The organism is Bifidobacterium sp. W8112, from assembly GCF_016101425.1.
GTDB classification, from domain to species: Bacteria; Actinomycetota; Actinomycetes; order Actinomycetales; family Bifidobacteriaceae; genus Bombiscardovia; species Bombiscardovia apousia.
Genome location: NZ_JACFQN010000002.1, coordinates 245,579 through 261,027, shown reverse-complemented (window position 1 = coordinate 261,027; position 15,449 = coordinate 245,579). Strand labels below are relative to the sequence as shown.

Here is a 15,449-nt window from a genome sequence, read left to right as displayed (position 1 = left end):
TGAGTGACGGGAGCATACTGTGAGCGAGATTGCCCAGAATGACAATTTCAACGACAAGACCAACATCAAGGTCGTTGGTGTTGGTGGAGCCGGTGGCAATGCTGTCAATCGCATGATCGCCGAGGGTCTGCAGAATGTCGAGTTTGTTGCCATCAATACCGATGCCAAGGATCTCCTGCGCTCAGAAGCCGATGTAAAGATCTCCCTTTCCGATGCCAACAGCCGCGGCCTGGGGGCCGGCGCCGATCCGGAGAAGGGCGCCAAGGCTGCCCAGGACCACCAGTCCGACATCGAAGAGGTGCTCAAGGGCGCCGATATGGTCTTCGTCACGGCAGGGGAGGGCGGCGGCACAGGCACCGGCGCCAGCCCACTGGTGGCGCGCGCAGCCCGTCAGCAAGGCGCGCTCACCATCGCCGTGGTCACCCGGCCGTTCACCTTTGAGGGGCCCAGGCGCTCCGCTTCCGCCGAATCGGGCATCGAGAACCTGCGCAAGGAGGTCGATGCCCTTATCGTTATCCCCAATGACCGGCTTCTGGACCTCTCGGATCGCACAGTCTCGGTCATGGATGCCTTCAAAACCGCCGACACGGCCCTGCTGGCCGGTGTCCAGGGCATCACCGACCTGATCACCATGAACTCCTACATTCACGTGGACTTCTCCGATGTCACCGCCATCTTGAAGGATGCCGGCACCGCCCTCTTCGGCATCGGCGCAGCCAGAGGCGAGGATCGAGCCACCCAGGCCGCCGAGATCGCCATCTCCTCTCCGCTCCTGGAGGAGAGCATCGAGGGTGCTCATGGGGCCCTGATCAATGTGGCCGGCCCCACCGACCTGAGCATGCAGGAGGCATCTGCCGCTGCCCAGCTGGTTCAGGATGCCATCCATCCCGAGGCGCAGATCATCTGGGGCCTGGCCTTGGACGATGCCTACGGGGACGAGGTGCGGGTTACGGTCATCGCCGCCGGATTCGATCCCACCCCTAAGAAGGATGAGACTCCGGCTCCGGCAGTGGACACGACCACCACGCCAGCAGCGGCCGCCCCGGTCCAGCAGCCCCAGCAGCCGCTGACGACCCCTTCCGCCCAGGCGGAGTCAGATGAGACCTCCGAACACGATGTGGTGCCCCCCGCTTCCGGCGACGACGGCACCTCCGACCCGGGATATCTGGATATCCCTGACTTTCTGCGGTAATCAGGCGAAGGAGCAGGTATGGCAGGATTGATGAAGAACGCAATGTCCTTTTTCGGCATGTCGGACGTCGTGGACGACGATGACGACGACCTGGCCGACGATGACGAGGCCCGCGATGGCTTCGACACCGATCACTCTGTGACTCCCATGGCTCCGCAATCCACGTCCAGCAGCCAGGAGGCCGAGTCCACGCCCTTCCAGAGTCGGATCAACCGCATCACCACCATCCATCCCAAGTCCTATGAGGATGCCCAGATGGTCGGCAGGGCCCTGCGGGACGGAGTGCCGGTGGTCCTCAACCTGACTGGTGTGTCCGAGTCGGTGGCCTACAGGATCGTCGACTTCTCGGCAGGCGTGGTCTTCGGGGTACGCGGGTCCATCGAGCGGGTCACTCCCAGGGTCTTTCTGCTCAGTCCTGCACAGGTCAACATCAAGGTGGAGGAGCCCGAGTCAGGCTCCTCGGCCAAGGGGCTTTTCGCCCAGTGAGCGATGCCCTGGCAGCCGTGTCCGCAGGAGCCTGAAGACGCATGCTTGTTCTTTTTCTTCGATATCTGATAGACATCTGCATTGAGACCTACCTGCTGATCCTCTTCGTGCGGATGATTCTGGACTGGGTCCTGGTTCTGTCGCCTCGCTGGTACCCTCGTGGCTTCGTGGCCTCGCTCATTCGGGTCATCTATGCCCTGACTGAGCCGCCCCTGCGCTGGCTGCGTCGGTATATTCCGCCTCTGCCCATGGGCAGGATCCAGCTTGACGTCTCCTTCATGGTGCTCTACGCCGCCCTGATCATCATCCAGGTGCTGCTGGGGTAAGCGCAAGACCGCGGACACGGCAGACTCCGTGCTAGCATGCAGTAAGAGAACACAATCGGGCTGGTTGGCCTGAAGCGAGGTGGAGAAACATATGGCTCTATTGACGCCTAATGACATAAGGGAGCATACCTTCCAGACAGTGCGGTTTAAGGAAGGCTACGACGTCGACGAGGTCGACGACTTCCTGGATCAGGTCACCGATACGGTTGAAGCTTTGGGTAAGCAGGCCATGCAGGGCAATGCTGCTTCCACCCAGTCCTTGGGTACCGATGTGGCCTCGCTGAACTCCAAGATCTCCGATCTGACGGCACAGGTGGAATCCCTGCAGACGGAAAACCGGGACCTGAAGCAGGCCCAAGGCTCCGCCGCTCAGCAACAGCCTGCCGTGGATGCCCAGACCAAGCGCCTTCTGGCCGAGTCCCAGAGCCAGGTCAAGACCCTGGCCTCCCAGAACGACCAGCTCAAGCGTCAGGTCGAGCAGCTCAACTCCCAAATCGACCAGCTTACCGCCCAGGCTGCTGCGGGCAACAACACCCAGGCGCTGACCAACCAGCTGACGGCCATGCAAAAGGAGCGCGACCAGGCCCGCCAGCAGGTCCAGGCGCTGACCAACCAGCTCAATGCCTCCCAGCAGAGCATGGCCACGGCCCGTCAGCAGGTCACCCAGGCCCAGAAGGCTTCTCAAGAGCAGCAACAGCGCACCGAGCAGCTGAACAAGGAGCTGGAGGAGTCCCGCAAGCGCGAGGAGCAGCTGCGTCAGCAGGTCTCCAAGGCCGAGCCCTCCACAGAAACGGGCAGCCTGCAGCGGATTGCAGGCGCTGGCGCCGAGGCCAGCAGCGAACCCGAGAGGGCCACCGCCATGCTCACCCTGGCCATGCAGCTGCACGACCAATACGTTGACAAGGGCAAGGCCAATGCCTCCCAGCTGGTGGCCGAGGGCCACGCCCAGCACGACGACATCGTCAAGAAGGCGGAGGATTACTCCAAGAGGACGCGCGCCGAGGTGGACGAGTACTCCAAGCGCGTGCACTCCGAAGCCGATGGCTACTCACAGCGCGTACGCTCCCAGGCCGATGAGTACTCGGTCAAGACCCGTTCCGATGCCGACGCCTATTCCAAGCGCCAGCACAGCCAAGCCGACGAGTACGAGACCCAGGTGCAGACCCGGGCCCAGGAGTACGACAAGAACACCCGCGACAGCGCCGATCGCTATGCCGCCGATGTCAAGAACAAGCTCATGGATCAGTCCAAGGTCCTGGAGGAGAACATCCAGGGACTCAAGCAGTTCGAGGCGGGCTACCGCAGCAAGCTGACCGAGTTCCTCAACCAGCTCATCAACCAGATCTCGGACACCAGCAATTACCAGTCCATGGAAAAGAAGTCCGAACAGGCCCACTGATTCCATCCGGCAATGACCAAGAACATATACAAGAGACGGCTGCGCGGGCGCGTGGCCGTCTTCGTCGCTCTGGCGGCAGTGGCTATAGCCCTGGATCAGGTGACCAAGGCCTTGGCCCTGGCCCGGCTGGGCAACGGGGTCAGTGTGGCTCTGCCGGGGCCCCTGCACGGTCTGCGACTGGTGCGCAACCCCGGGGCTTCTCTGGGATTGGGGTCAGGGAGTACCTGGGTCATATCCCTGATCGCCCTGGCCGCCTGTCTGCTCATCATTGTTCTGGCTCTGCGCACCACCTCCATGGTCTGGACCCTGGCCCTGTCCCTGGCCTTTTCCGGGGCGGCAGGCAATCTGATCGACCGGGTGGCCTACGCTTCAGGCTTTCTTGACGGTGCCGTGGTCGACTTTCTGGACTACGGCTGGTCGGTGGGCAATGTGGCTGACATCTATCTGACTCTGGCCGGTGTTGTCGTGGTGGTGCTCATTGCCTGCAATGTGCGCTTTAGCGACAGGGACAAGCCAAAAGAACATGGGGGAGCGGCCAAGTGACCCGGCTTCTTCCCGCGCCGGATGCCCTGGTGGGTCGGCGCCTGGATATGGCCCTGTCCAAGATGCTGGGCCTGTCCAGGGCCAAGGCCAGCGATCTGGTAGCCCAGGGCCATGTGCGGATCATGGGCCGTCGGGTGAACAAGGCCACCACCCTGATGAGTGGCGATCTGATTGAGCTGGACGAGCCCGAACCGGCCAAGCAGGTGGAGCCCGTGGCCGAGGACATGCCCGTGGTCTATGAGGACGAGGACGTGGTCGTCGTCGACAAGCCAGTGGGGGTGGCAGCCCATCCCTCTATAGGATGGACCGGCCCAACCGTTCTGGGCAGCCTCCTGCAGCGGGGCACCCACATCACCTCCATGGGTGCCCAGGGCCGTCAGGGTATCGTCTCCCGCCTGGACGCGGGCACCAGCGGCCTCATGCTGGTCTGCAAGTCCGACCTGGCCTATAAGGAGATGCGTCGTCAGTTCGCCCGGCATGAGGTGGTCAAGATCTATCACGCCCTGGTTCAGGGCAATCTTTCCGAGGACAAGGCCACCATCGAGGCCCCCATCGGACGGGCCCGGGTCTCGGACTTCCGCTTCACGGTCACGCCTGCCGGCAAGGAGGCCATCACCCATTGGGATGTGCTGGAGCGCTTCGGCTCGGCCACCCTGGTCAGCGTCAATCTGGAGACCGGGCGCACCCACCAGATACGCGTGCACTTCTCTTCCATAGGCCATCCCCTGGTGGGCGACCACATGTATGGGGCCAACCCCGACCTGGCGGACAGGCTGGGCCTGAAGCGGCAGTGGCTGCACGCCATGCGCCTGGAATTCCGCCATCCCCGCACCAAGATCTGGACCCGGGTGGTCTCCTCCTACCCGGCTGACCTGCGCCGCTCCCTGCAGATCGAGCGTCAGAGCGCCACCGGTATACGCAACTAGCGCACTCCGGCGATTCGGCCAGGGTCCTGGGTAAGTTGGAGATATGTCCTCAACCCGGTCAGACTTCGTTCATCTTCATACCCACACCCACTATTCCACCCTGGACGGGGCCAGCAGGATCCCCGACCTGGTTGCCGAGGTGGGGCGGCTGGGGCAGCCGGCTGTGGCCATCACCGACCACGGCAACATGCACGGGGCCTACGAGCTCTGGCGCACGGCTGTGGATGCCGACATCAAGCCCATCATCGGCATCGAGGCCTACGTGACCCCTGAGACTGCCCGCCAGGACAAGAGCCGGGTCCACTGGGGAACCGACGAGCAGCGTTCTGACGATGTCTCCGGCGGCGGCTTCATCACCCACATGACCCTCTGGGCCAGCGACGACACTGGTCTGGTCAACCTGATCAAGGCCTCCTCGGTGGCCAACCTGGAGGGCCTGGTCGGCAAATGGCCCCGCATGGACAAGGACCTGCTATCCACCTACCACCAGGGGGTCATCGCCACCACCGGCTGCCCCTCGGGCATCGTCCAGACCAGGCTGAGGCTGGGCCAGTTCGACGAGGCTCTGCGTGCCGCAGGTGAGTTCCAGGACATCTTCGGCAAGGAGAACTACTACGTGGAGCTGATGGACCACGGGCTGGAGATCGAGCATCGGGTGACCAAGGAACTGCTGGAGATCGCCCGTCGTCTGGATGCCCCTCTGGTGGCCACCAACGACTCGCACTATGTGCGCAAGGAGGACGCCTCGGCTCAGGATGCCCTGCTCTGCATCAACTCGGGGTCCCGGCTGACCGACCCCGGCCGCTTCAAGTTCGACGGCACTGGCTACTACATCCGCTCGGCCCAGGAGATGCGCGAGATCTTCAAGGAGTTCCCCGAAGCCTGCGACAATACCTTGGAGATCGCGGAACGCTGCAACGTCATGTTCGACGACCACGAGGACGGGGCCTTCATGCCCCGCTTCGACTGCCCGGAGGGCTGGGACGAGACCTCCCTCTTCCTGAAGAAGGTGGACGAGGGACTCAAGAACCGCTATCCGGATGGGGTGCCCGAAGAGGTCTCCCACCAAGCCGACTACGAGTGCGGCGTGATTTGTCAGATGCAGTTCACCGGTTACTTCCTGGTGGTGGCCGATTACATCAATTGGGCCAAGCAGCATGGCATCATGGTGGGGCCGGGCCGTGGATCGGCGGCAGGATCCATGGTGGCCTACGCCATGGGCATCACCGAGCTGGACCCGCTCAAGCACGGGCTGATCTTCGAGCGCTTCCTCAACCCCGAGCGCGTCTCCCTGCCCGATATCGACGTGGACTTCGACCCCGAGGGGCGCATGAAGGTCCTGGACTACGTGGGCCGCAAATACGGCTCCGACAAGGTGGCCCAGTGCGTGACCTACGGCACCATCAAGACCAAGCAGGCCTTGAAGGACTCGGCCAGGATCATGGACTACGAGTACTCCGTAGGCGACCAGGTCACCAAGGCCCTGCCGCCCACGGTCAACGGGAAGGACATGAGCCTCAAGGAGATCTTCGACCCCCAGTCCAAGCGCTACCCGGAGGCCAAGGAGTTCCGCGATCTGTACGAGTCCAACCCGGACGTCAAGCGGATCACCGAGGAGGCCAAGGGCATCGAGGGCATCATCCGCCAGACCGGGGTGCACGCCTGCGCCACCATCATGGCCTCCAACCCCATCACCAATACCTCCCCCTTGATGGAGCGCACCGATGGCACGGTGACCACCACCTTCGAATACCACACCTGTGAAACCCTGGGGCTGGTCAAGATGGACTTCCTGGGGCTGTCCAACCTGACGGTCATCAGGGACACGGTCGCCAACATCAAGCGCAACGGCAAGGAGCCCATCAGCATCGAGAAAGTCCCCTTGGACGACAAGGAGACCTATCAACTGCTGTCCCGGGGCGACACCCTGGGCGTCTTCCAGCTCGATGGCGACGGGATGCGATCCCTGCTGCGCATGCTCAAGCCCGACAACTTCAACGACATCTCCGCCCTGATCGCCCTCTACCGACCGGGGCCCATGGATATGAACTCGCATATCAACTATGCCAAACGCAAGAACGGGCAGCAGAAGATCGAGCCCATTCATCCGGAGGTAGCCAAGCCCCTGGCGGGCGTGCTTGACGAGACCTACGGTCTGATCGTCTACCAGGAGCAGGTCCAGTCGGCGGCCCGGATTCTGGCCGGTTACTCCCTGGGCCGAGCTGATGTGCTGAGAAGGGCCATGGGCAAGAAAAAGCCCGATGTCCTGGCCAAGGAACAGGTGCCCTTCTTCCAGGGCATGAAGGAGCACGGCTACTCCCAGGAGGCTGCCCAAGCGGTCTGGGACGTCCTGGTGCCCTTCTCCGGCTACGCCTTCAACAAGGCGCACTCTGCGGCCTACGCCCTGATCGCATACTGGACCGCCTACCTGAAGACCCACTATCCGGTGGAGTTCATGGCCGCTCTGCTGCAGAACGAGAAGACGAACAAGGACAAGACCGCCCTCTACCTGGGTGAGGCCAGAAGGATGGGCATCCGCATCCTGGCGCCTGACATCAACGAGTCGGTGGCCGAGTACTCCGCTGTCGGCGACGTGGTCCGCTTCGGCCTGGGCGCTATCCGCAATGTGGGCGACAAGGTGGTGGCGGACATCATCAAGGAGCGCCAGGGGCCACGCGGCAAGTACGTCAACTTCATGGACTTCGTCAAGCGGGTGCCCATGGAGGTGCTCAACAAGCGAACCGTGGAATCCCTGATCAAGGGCGGCGCCTTCGACGGCATCGATCCCAACAGAAGGGCCCTCTTCCAGATTCATGACGAGGCCGTCGACCAGGTCATGCCCATCAAGCGCAAGCAGGCCGAGGGTCAGTTCGATCTCTTCGCCGACCCCGATGACGACGTGCCCCAGCAGGATGCCTTGGGCGACGCCCAGGTGACCGTCCCTGACATCGACGAGTGGGACAAGTCCACCAAACTCAACTTCGAGCGACAGATGCTGGGTCTGTACGTGTCCGACCATCCGTTGAGCGGCATGACCTCGGTTCTGGCTGGCATGCGGGACATGTCCATCGCCCAGCTGCTCAACCGGTCCAAGGGTATGGATGGCAAGGCGGTGACCCTGGCTGGGCTGGTCACGGCTGTGGACCGACGGGTCTCCAAGAAGGGCAATCCCTGGGCCATTGTCACCATCGAGGACCTGGAGAGCTCCATCCAGTGCATGTTCTTCGGCAAGGTCTACGACGCCCACTCCGACGACCTGGTCCTGGACTCGGTCATCCGGGTGAAGGGTGTGGTCGAGCTGCGGGACGAGGCCACCAACATCCGCGTCAACGATATGGAGGTGCCCGTTTTGGAGTCGGCGGACGAGCGGCCTCTGACCATCACCCTGCCCAGGCAGGCCCTGGATCGGGGGCACATGGAGCGGCTGGCCCGGATACTCAAGTCCCACCCCGGCTACTGCCAGGTCCGTCTGGCGGTCACCGATGATCGGGGCAACGTCCGTTTGCTGACCTTCGGCGACGGATTCCGCACCAGGCACGACACCTCTATGATGGCTGAGATCAAGTCCGTTTTCGGACCCTCCTGTCTGCCGTCAGCCTAGGACGCGCCTGCAACCGTCTCACCATTTGGGACGGTGGTGAGTCGCTGGCTTTGGGGACACAAAAGTTCACTACCATCAAAGTATGTCAAAGCTCATGATGAGAACCATGGATCTGCGCGGGAAAACCATGTCCCGCGCCCAACTCCTCGCCGCCATGCCCCGAGCCGATATGGGTACCCGGGAGGCCAGCGCCCAGGTGCAGCCCATACTGGATCAGGTGCGTGAGCATGGGGCCGGCGCCTTGCGCGACCTGGAGGAGAAGTTCGATCATGTGCGTCCTCATGATCTGAGGGTCCCGGCATCGGCCATGCAGGAAGCCTTGGATGGGCTGGACCCCAAGGTCAGGGCGGCAATAGAGGAGTCCGTTGCCCGCATCCGCAAGGTCTGCACCACCCAGGTGCCCAAGCCCATGGCCACCGACCTGGCCCCCGGCGCCCGGGTCAGCGAACGATGGATCCCGGTTCAACGGGTGGGTTTGTACGTGCCGGGAGGCAAGGCCCTGTATCCTTCCTCGGTCATCATGAATGCGGTGCCTGCCCAGATTGCCGGCGTCGACTCCCTGGCCGTGGCCACTCCGCCCGCCTCTGACGACCCCCGTGGCCTGCCAGCGGCCATCATCCTGGCCACTTGCGCCATCCTGGGAGTGGACGAGGTCTATGCCGTGGGCGGTGCCCAGGCTGTGGCCATGTTCGCATACGGGGCCAAGGGATCCGAGCCTCAGGATGGGGAGATTCTCTGTGACCCGGTCGACAAGATCACCGGCCCGGGCAACATCTTTGTGGCAACGGCCAAGCAGATGGTCTCCGGCATGGTGGGCATCGACGCCGTGGCCGGACCCACGGAAATCGCTATTCTTGCCGATGGCCAGGCCAAGGCCGACTGGGTTGCGGCGGACCTGATCGGCCAGGCCGAGCACGACGAGCTGGCCGGCTCGGTGCTGATCACCGACAGCCAGGATCTGGCCCAAGGCGTTCAGGAGGCTCTGGAGCGCAGGGTGCCTCGAACCGAGCATGCCGACCGGGTGCGCACCTCCCTGGGCGGCAACCAGTCGGGAATCATCCTGACCGACGGAATCGACCAGTCCATCGACGTGGCCAATGCCTATGCCGCCGAGCATCTGGAGGTTCAGACCGCCGATCCTGATGCCGTCATCGACCGGATCCGGAATGCCGGCGCCATCTTCCGCGGCCCTTACTCTCCTGTGCCCTTGGGCGACTACATGTCCGGATCCAACCACGTCCTGCCCACCGGCGGCACCGCCAGGTTCGACGTGGCCCTGGGCGTCCACACCTTCATGAAGCCTGTCGAAGTCATCGAATATGACCAGGAGGGGCTCAAACCCATCGCTGCCAAGATCAACGATTTCGCCGTAGCCGAGGACCTGCCCGCCCACGGCGAGTGCATCCTGAGCCGGTTCCTGGACGACCCCTACGACAAGGCTGACCTGGAAGCCAACGAAGAGAAGGCCGGTCTGCGGTGAGTGCCATACCTGCCGATCTGCCCCTCCGCACGGATCTGGTGGGGGAGGAGCCCTACGGCGCCCCCCAGCTGGATGTCCCGGTCTGCCTGAATGTCAACGAGAACCCCTACCCCTTGGACCAGGAGGTGGTCGAGGCCATCTGCCAGCGTGTGCGCCAGGTAGCCCCCGGTCTCAACCGCTATCCGGACAGGGAGCATGAGGAACTGCGGCGGGCCCTGGCGGCCTATCTGAAGAGGGAATCAGGGACCTCGCTCCAGCCCGAGCAGATCTGGGCGGCCAACGGGTCCAACGAGATCATGCTCCAGCTCTTCCAGGCTTTCGGTGGACCGGGGAGGATCGCCTTGGGCTGCGACCCGACCTACTCCATGTACCCCGAGTACGCCAGGGACACCTTCACCGACTGGGAGCTGGCCCACCGGCTGCCTGATTTCAGCCTGGACATGGATGCGACCATCGAGCGCATCAAGGCTTTGAGGCCAGCCATGGTGCTGGTGACCAGCCCCAACAATCCCACGGGGACGCCCCTGCCCATGGATCAGCTGACCAGACTTCTTGAGGCCTGCTCCAAGGTCCCTGTAGCGGGCGCGGATCCGTGCGCCCGACCCATCGTGGTCGTGGATGAGGCCTACATCGAGTTCCGCGACCCGGGCACGCCCTCGGCGGTCAGCCTGATCGGGCAGTACGACCACCTGGCAGTCAGCCGGACCATGTCCAAGGCCTTCGCTTTCGCCGGCGCCAGGGTGGGCTACCTGGCCGCATCCCAGGGGATAGTCGACGCGGTCCGCATCGTCCGGATGCCCTACCATCTGAGCGCCCTGACCCAGGCTGCGGCCCTGGCTGCCCTGGAGCACACCGACCTCCAGCTGGCCCGGGTGGATCAGCTCCGCCGGACCCGTCAGGAAACCGCTAAGTGGCTGGCCGGACAGAAGTTCCATGGCCAGTCCTTGACCGTAGTCCCCTCGGCCTCCAACTTCATCCTCTTCGGCACCTTCCCCGACCGCGATGCCGTCTTCGAGGCCATGAAGGATGAAGGCGTGCTGATCCGGGCCGTGGGCCCTGAGGGCTACCTGAGGGTCTGCATGGGCACGGACGCGGAGATGGAGCGATTCCGCCAAACCCTGGTCCAGGTCCTCAAGCGGTTCTAGGAGGATACAGACCAGCGGCACGGCTATGCTGGTGGTCTAGACGCCGTGCAGAAGACCTAGTTCGGACGGAGTGCGCGGCAGAAAGCGGAGGAGCAGCAATGGCAGGCAGAACAGCCACCATCACCCGCCAGACCAGTGAATCCAAGGTGAGCCTGAGTCTGGATCTGGATGGCACCGGAGTGACCGACATCGATACCTCGGTTCCCTTTTATGACCATATGATGACGGCCCTGGGCCGCCATTCCCTGATCGACCTGACCATCAAGGCCAGCGGGGATACCCAGATCGACGTTCATCACACCGTCGAGGACGTGGCTATCGTCTTTGGCGAGGCTCTGGCCCAGGCCCTGGGCGACAAGCGGGGCATCAAACGCTTCGCCGACGCCACCGTCCCCCTGGACGAGGCCCTGGCCCGAGCCGTGGTCGATATTTCCGGCAGGCCCTATGCGGTCTGCACCGGTGAGCCTGAGGGATTCGAGTACGCCATGATCGGCGGGCACTTCACCGGCTCCCTGGTCAGGCACGTCATGGAGTCCATCGCCCTGCATGCCGGCATCTGCCTGCATCTGACACTCTTGTCGGGCAGGGATCCGCACCACATCGCCGAGGCTGAGTTCAAGGCCCTGGCCAGGGCTCTGCGCTTCGCCGTGGAGCCTGATCCCAGGGTGAAGGGCATCCCCAGCACCAAGGGGTCGCTATGAGCGCTGATGAACACGATAACAATGACGGCAAGGATCAGGACCTGCCGGATTCCGGCCATCATCTGAGCGAGGAGGAGGTCGAGCGGGCCCTGGCCAGCTTTGAGGCCGAGTTCAATGAGGGCCAGGATCAAGCGGATCAGCCCGTTGAACAGTCTGCATCAGGCGTGGATGACGAGGCTGGTTCGGATTCCGCGCCCACTGGCGAATCGTCGGTGGAACCAGACGGGGCCGATGGCGTTGCTGCCGATTTCGACCAAGAGCTTGAAGGCCTGATCGGCAACCGGGCCAAGGCCGCCGTCATGGTGACCCGTCTGGCTTCGGCAGAGCTTCTGGCGGCCTTCTGCCAGATCTCCGATATCTCGGCCTGGTGCATCCAGGCCCGTGAGGGTGCTGTGGCTGTCCTGAGAAACCTGGACGGTGACGGACCCGAGGCAGCCATCCGCGATCTGACCACGGTCGTATCCGGGCTCAGCGCCATCCTGGCGGTCAACCGGGCCGACAAGCTCGAAGTGACCCTCTGGATCAGCGGGCAGTCGGGGCAGACGCTTGCGCCGCCCATCCTCTTTGCTGCCACCGCCGACTTCGTGGAGGACCTGATGATCGGGACCACCACCGTGGACAGGCTGCGCCAGGATGGGGCCGCCATCTTCGACTCGGGGGAGTACAACCGCGAGAAGGCCATGGGCATCATCGCCTCGCACACCAGGTTCGGGGCCGGAGGATCGACCCGCAAGGGTCGCGTCGAGTAGTCGTTGGGACAACAGACCTGCTAGGAGGAACATGACCAGGATACAGGTGCTTGACTATGGGTTCGGCAATGTCAGATCCATGGTGCATGCCCTCTCCCAGCTGGGGGTCGATGCGCAGATCAGCGCCGACCCGGACCTGGCCATGAAGGCCGACGGCCTGGTCATTCCCGGCGTGGGAGCATACGGAGCCTGCATGGCAGGGTTGCGCGCCGTCGGCGGCGACCGGATCATCCTGGACCGTCTGGCCCAGGGCCTGCCGGTTCTAGGGGTCTGCATAGGCCTTCAGATCATGTTCCAGTTCGGGGACGAGGACGGCCGCAGCGAGCCCGGAATGGGCCTGATCCCCGGCCGGGTGACCAAACTGGACGCTGATGTGGTGCCCCATATGGGCTGGGACCATGTCCAGGCGCCTCAGGGGACACAACTGCTGGCGGGGATCCAGGACCAGCGTTTCTACTTCGTCCACTCCTATGCGGCCATGGCGGTGCAGGGGGGTGACCGTGCCGGCCTGGCACAGCCCGATCTGGCCCTACGAGTATCGGCGTTGAATGAGCATGGCGACAGGCAGCCAGAGTCAACAGAGGGTGCATCGTTCGGTGAACCGCTGGTTACCTGGGCCACTTATGGGCGCAGCAGGTTCGTTGCTGCCTATGAGTGCGGTCCCTTGAGCGCCACCCAGTTCCATCCTGAAAAATCCGGTCAGGCCGGGGCACGGTTGCTGACCAATTGGGTGCGGACCCTGCCCGGGGCTTCCGGACTTCCCTCTGAGAAAGGTGAATGAGATGTTGACGCTCCTACCCGCTGTCGATGTCCGTGGCGGCAAGGCGGTCCGCCTCAAGCAAGGGGTCTCCGGCTCCGAGAAGGTCTACGGCGAGCCTGCCGATGCAGCCAAGGCCTGGGTCGACCAGGGGGCTGAGTGGCTCCACCTGGTCGACCTGGATGCGGCTTTCGGTACCGGAGACAACCGTGACAAGCTGGCCGCCCTGGTCAACCAGCTAGGCGATCGCGTCAAGGTGGAGTTGAGCGGCGGCATCCGTGACGATGCCAGCCTGGAGGCCGCCCTGGATGCAGGTGCGACCCGGGTCAACATCGGCACGGCGGCACTGGAGGATCCGGAGTGGACCAGCCAGGTTCTGGCTCGCTACGGGCAGAGGGTCTGCGTGGGTCTGGACGTGCGCGGACACACCCTGGCTGCCCGGGGCTGGACCAGACAGGGCGGGGACCTTTTCGAGGCCATGGAGCGACTGGACCGGGACGGGTGCAGCCGGTACGTGGTTACCGACGTGACCCGCGACGGGATGATGACCGGCCCCAATCTGGACCTGCTGGGCCAGGTGGCTGACCGGACCCCGGCCAGGGTGACCGCATCGGGCGGCATATCCAGCCTGGATGACCTGAGCCACATCCTGGATCTGGTTGATCGGGGCGTGGACAGCGCCATTCTGGGCAAGTCCCTCTATGAGGGGGCCTTCACCCTGGGGCAGGCACTGGACCTGGTCTCGGGGCATTGTTAACGCTACAAGCAAGTCTGCGAAATATAGGAATGGGAGCATAAGCTCTATGGATAAGCAAGAGGAGTTCGCGCTGCGCACTGTCGAGGAGCGCGATGTCCGGTTCATTCGTCTCTGGTTCACCGACGTCTTGGGAACCCTGAAGTCGGTGGCCATAGCGCCCACCGAGCTGGAGGTGGCCTTCGAGGAGGGGCTGGGCTTTGACGGCTCGGCCATCGAGGGCATGACCAGGGTCTCCGAGGACGACATGATCGTCAAGCCCGACCCGTCCACCTTCCAGATCCTTCCCTGGAGGGGCGGACCGCAGGGCACAGCCCGGATCTTCTGCGACGTGCTCACCCCGGATGGCGAGCCCAGCAGCGGGGATCCCCGGCACGTGCTCAAGCGGGCCCTGGCCAAGGCCAAGGAGAAGGGCTTCATCTTCTATACGCATCCGGAGATCGAATTCTACCTGTTCGAGAACCAGGAGGACTGGTCCCAGACCCCGACCCCCATCGACGAGGGCGGATACTTCGACCATGTGCCCCGCAGCCCGGGGATGGACTTCCGACGGGCCTGCGTCAATATGCTGGAGCAGATGGGCATCTCGGTGGAGTACTCCCACCATGAGGCCGGACCGGGGCAGAACGAAATCGACCTGCGCTATGCCGACGCCCTGACCACCTCCGACAACATCATGACCTTCCGGACCGTAGTCAAGGAGATCTCCCTGGAGCGGGGGATCTACGCCAGCTTCATGCCCAAGCCCTTCACCGACCAGCCGGGATCGGGCATGCATACCCATCTGAGCCTGTTCGAGGGGGACACCAACGCCTTCTACGAGGTAGGGCAGGAGTTCAACATGTCCCAGACGGCCCGGCAGTTCGCCGCCGGCATCCTGGCCCATGCGGCCGAGATCTGCGCGGTGACCGACCAGTACGTCAACTCCTACAAGCGGCTCTGGGGCGGGGCCGAGGCACCCAGCTACGTCTGCTGGGGGCACAACAACCGGTCCGCGCTTCTGCGCATACCCCAGTACAAGCCCGGCAAGGGCAACTCGGCCCGGATGGAGTTCCGTGGGCTGGATCCGGGGGCCAACCCCTACCTGGCCTACTCGGTGCTGCTGGCCGCCGGCCTGGACGGGATCGAGCAGAAGATGACCCTGGGCGAGCCCACCAGCGATGATGTCTGGGAGCTGACCGACGCCGAGCGGCAGGCCATGGGCATCGAGCCCCTGCCTGACAGCCTGGACGCGGCGCTCAAGGTCATGGAGAAGTCGGACTTCGTGGCCCAGGTGCTGGGCGAGCAGACCTTCGAGTACTTCCTGCGCAACAAGCACCGGGAGTGGGCCGGATACAGCCGGCAGGTCACCCCCTACGAGCTGGCCTATTACCTGCCCAGACTTTGAAAC

General features: G+C 63.7%; 14 protein-coding genes. All 14 read left to right on the top strand.

Annotated features, from left to right (window positions below; all coding sequences use genetic code 11):
- Positions 1–19 precede the first annotated feature (19 nt).
- The 14 genes from ftsZ (at position 20) to glnA (ending at position 15,446) form a co-directional block, all read left to right on the top strand.
- On the top strand, positions 20–1,192 hold the full coding sequence (gene ftsZ, locus H3T92_RS05460; protein ID WP_045924073.1) for a cell division protein FtsZ: 1,173 nt from the start codon (positions 20–22) through the stop codon (positions 1,190–1,192).
- Between the two features lie 18 nt (positions 1,193–1,210).
- Positions 1,211–1,678: a cell division protein SepF gene (locus H3T92_RS05455; RefSeq protein WP_029677902.1), complete on the top strand. Its 468-nt coding sequence runs from the start codon at positions 1,211–1,213 to the stop codon at positions 1,676–1,678.
- 41 nt (positions 1,679–1,719) lie between these two features.
- Positions 1,720–2,004 carry a YggT family protein gene (locus H3T92_RS05450; RefSeq protein ID WP_198189529.1) on the top strand — a complete coding sequence of 95 codons (285 nt, stop codon included), beginning with the start codon at positions 1,720–1,722 and terminating at the stop codon, positions 2,002–2,004.
- 91 nt (positions 2,005–2,095) lie between these two features.
- Complete coding sequence (locus H3T92_RS05445) at positions 2,096–3,403, top strand: DivIVA domain-containing protein (RefSeq protein WP_198189528.1); 1,308 nt, start codon at positions 2,096–2,098, stop codon at positions 3,401–3,403.
- Between the two features lie 12 nt (positions 3,404–3,415).
- Complete coding sequence (locus tag H3T92_RS05440) at positions 3,416–3,946, top strand: signal peptidase II (protein WP_198189527.1); 531 nt, start codon at positions 3,416–3,418, stop codon at positions 3,944–3,946.
- Entirely contained in the window at positions 3,943–4,872 is a 930-nt protein-coding gene (locus H3T92_RS05435) for an RluA family pseudouridine synthase (protein WP_198189526.1), read from the top strand. The genes H3T92_RS05440 and H3T92_RS05435 overlap by 4 nt, the downstream gene beginning before the upstream one ends.
- Before the next feature lie 43 nt (positions 4,873–4,915).
- Positions 4,916–8,473, top strand: a complete 3,558-nt coding sequence (gene dnaE, locus H3T92_RS05430) for a DNA polymerase III subunit alpha (protein WP_101432112.1) — start codon at positions 4,916–4,918, stop codon at positions 8,471–8,473.
- 82 nt (positions 8,474–8,555) lie between these two features.
- Positions 8,556–9,953 (top strand): histidinol dehydrogenase, encoded by a 1,398-nt coding sequence (gene hisD / locus H3T92_RS05425; protein ID WP_198189525.1) that lies wholly within the window; start codon positions 8,556–8,558, stop codon positions 9,951–9,953.
- Complete coding sequence (locus H3T92_RS05420; protein ID WP_198189524.1) at positions 9,950–11,098, top strand: histidinol-phosphate transaminase; 1,149 nt, start codon at positions 9,950–9,952, stop codon at positions 11,096–11,098. Before hisD ends, H3T92_RS05420 begins: the two co-directional genes overlap by 4 nt.
- 98 nt (positions 11,099–11,196) lie before the next feature.
- Complete coding sequence (gene hisB / locus H3T92_RS05415; RefSeq protein ID WP_024627238.1) at positions 11,197–11,799, top strand: imidazoleglycerol-phosphate dehydratase HisB; 603 nt, start codon at positions 11,197–11,199, stop codon at positions 11,797–11,799.
- Complete coding sequence (locus tag H3T92_RS05410; protein WP_198189523.1) at positions 11,796–12,548, top strand: hypothetical protein; 753 nt, start codon at positions 11,796–11,798, stop codon at positions 12,546–12,548. The genes hisB and H3T92_RS05410 overlap by 4 nt, the downstream gene beginning before the upstream one ends.
- Positions 12,549–12,579: 31 nt before the next feature.
- Positions 12,580–13,329 carry an imidazole glycerol phosphate synthase subunit HisH gene (gene hisH / locus H3T92_RS05405; protein ID WP_198189522.1) on the top strand — a complete coding sequence of 250 codons (750 nt, stop codon included), beginning with the start codon at positions 12,580–12,582 and terminating at the stop codon, positions 13,327–13,329.
- 1 nt (position 13,330) lies between these two features.
- Positions 13,331–14,062, top strand: coding sequence for a bifunctional 1-(5-phosphoribosyl)-5-((5-phosphoribosylamino)methylideneamino)imidazole-4-carboxamide isomerase/phosphoribosylanthranilate isomerase PriA (gene priA / locus H3T92_RS05400; protein ID WP_198189521.1), 732 nt, complete (start codon positions 13,331–13,333; stop codon positions 14,060–14,062).
- Positions 14,063–14,108: 46 nt separating this feature from the next.
- Positions 14,109–15,446, top strand: a complete 1,338-nt coding sequence (gene glnA / locus H3T92_RS05395; RefSeq protein WP_121914009.1) for a type I glutamate--ammonia ligase — start codon at positions 14,109–14,111, stop codon at positions 15,444–15,446.
- Positions 15,447–15,449: the final 3 nt, after the last annotated feature.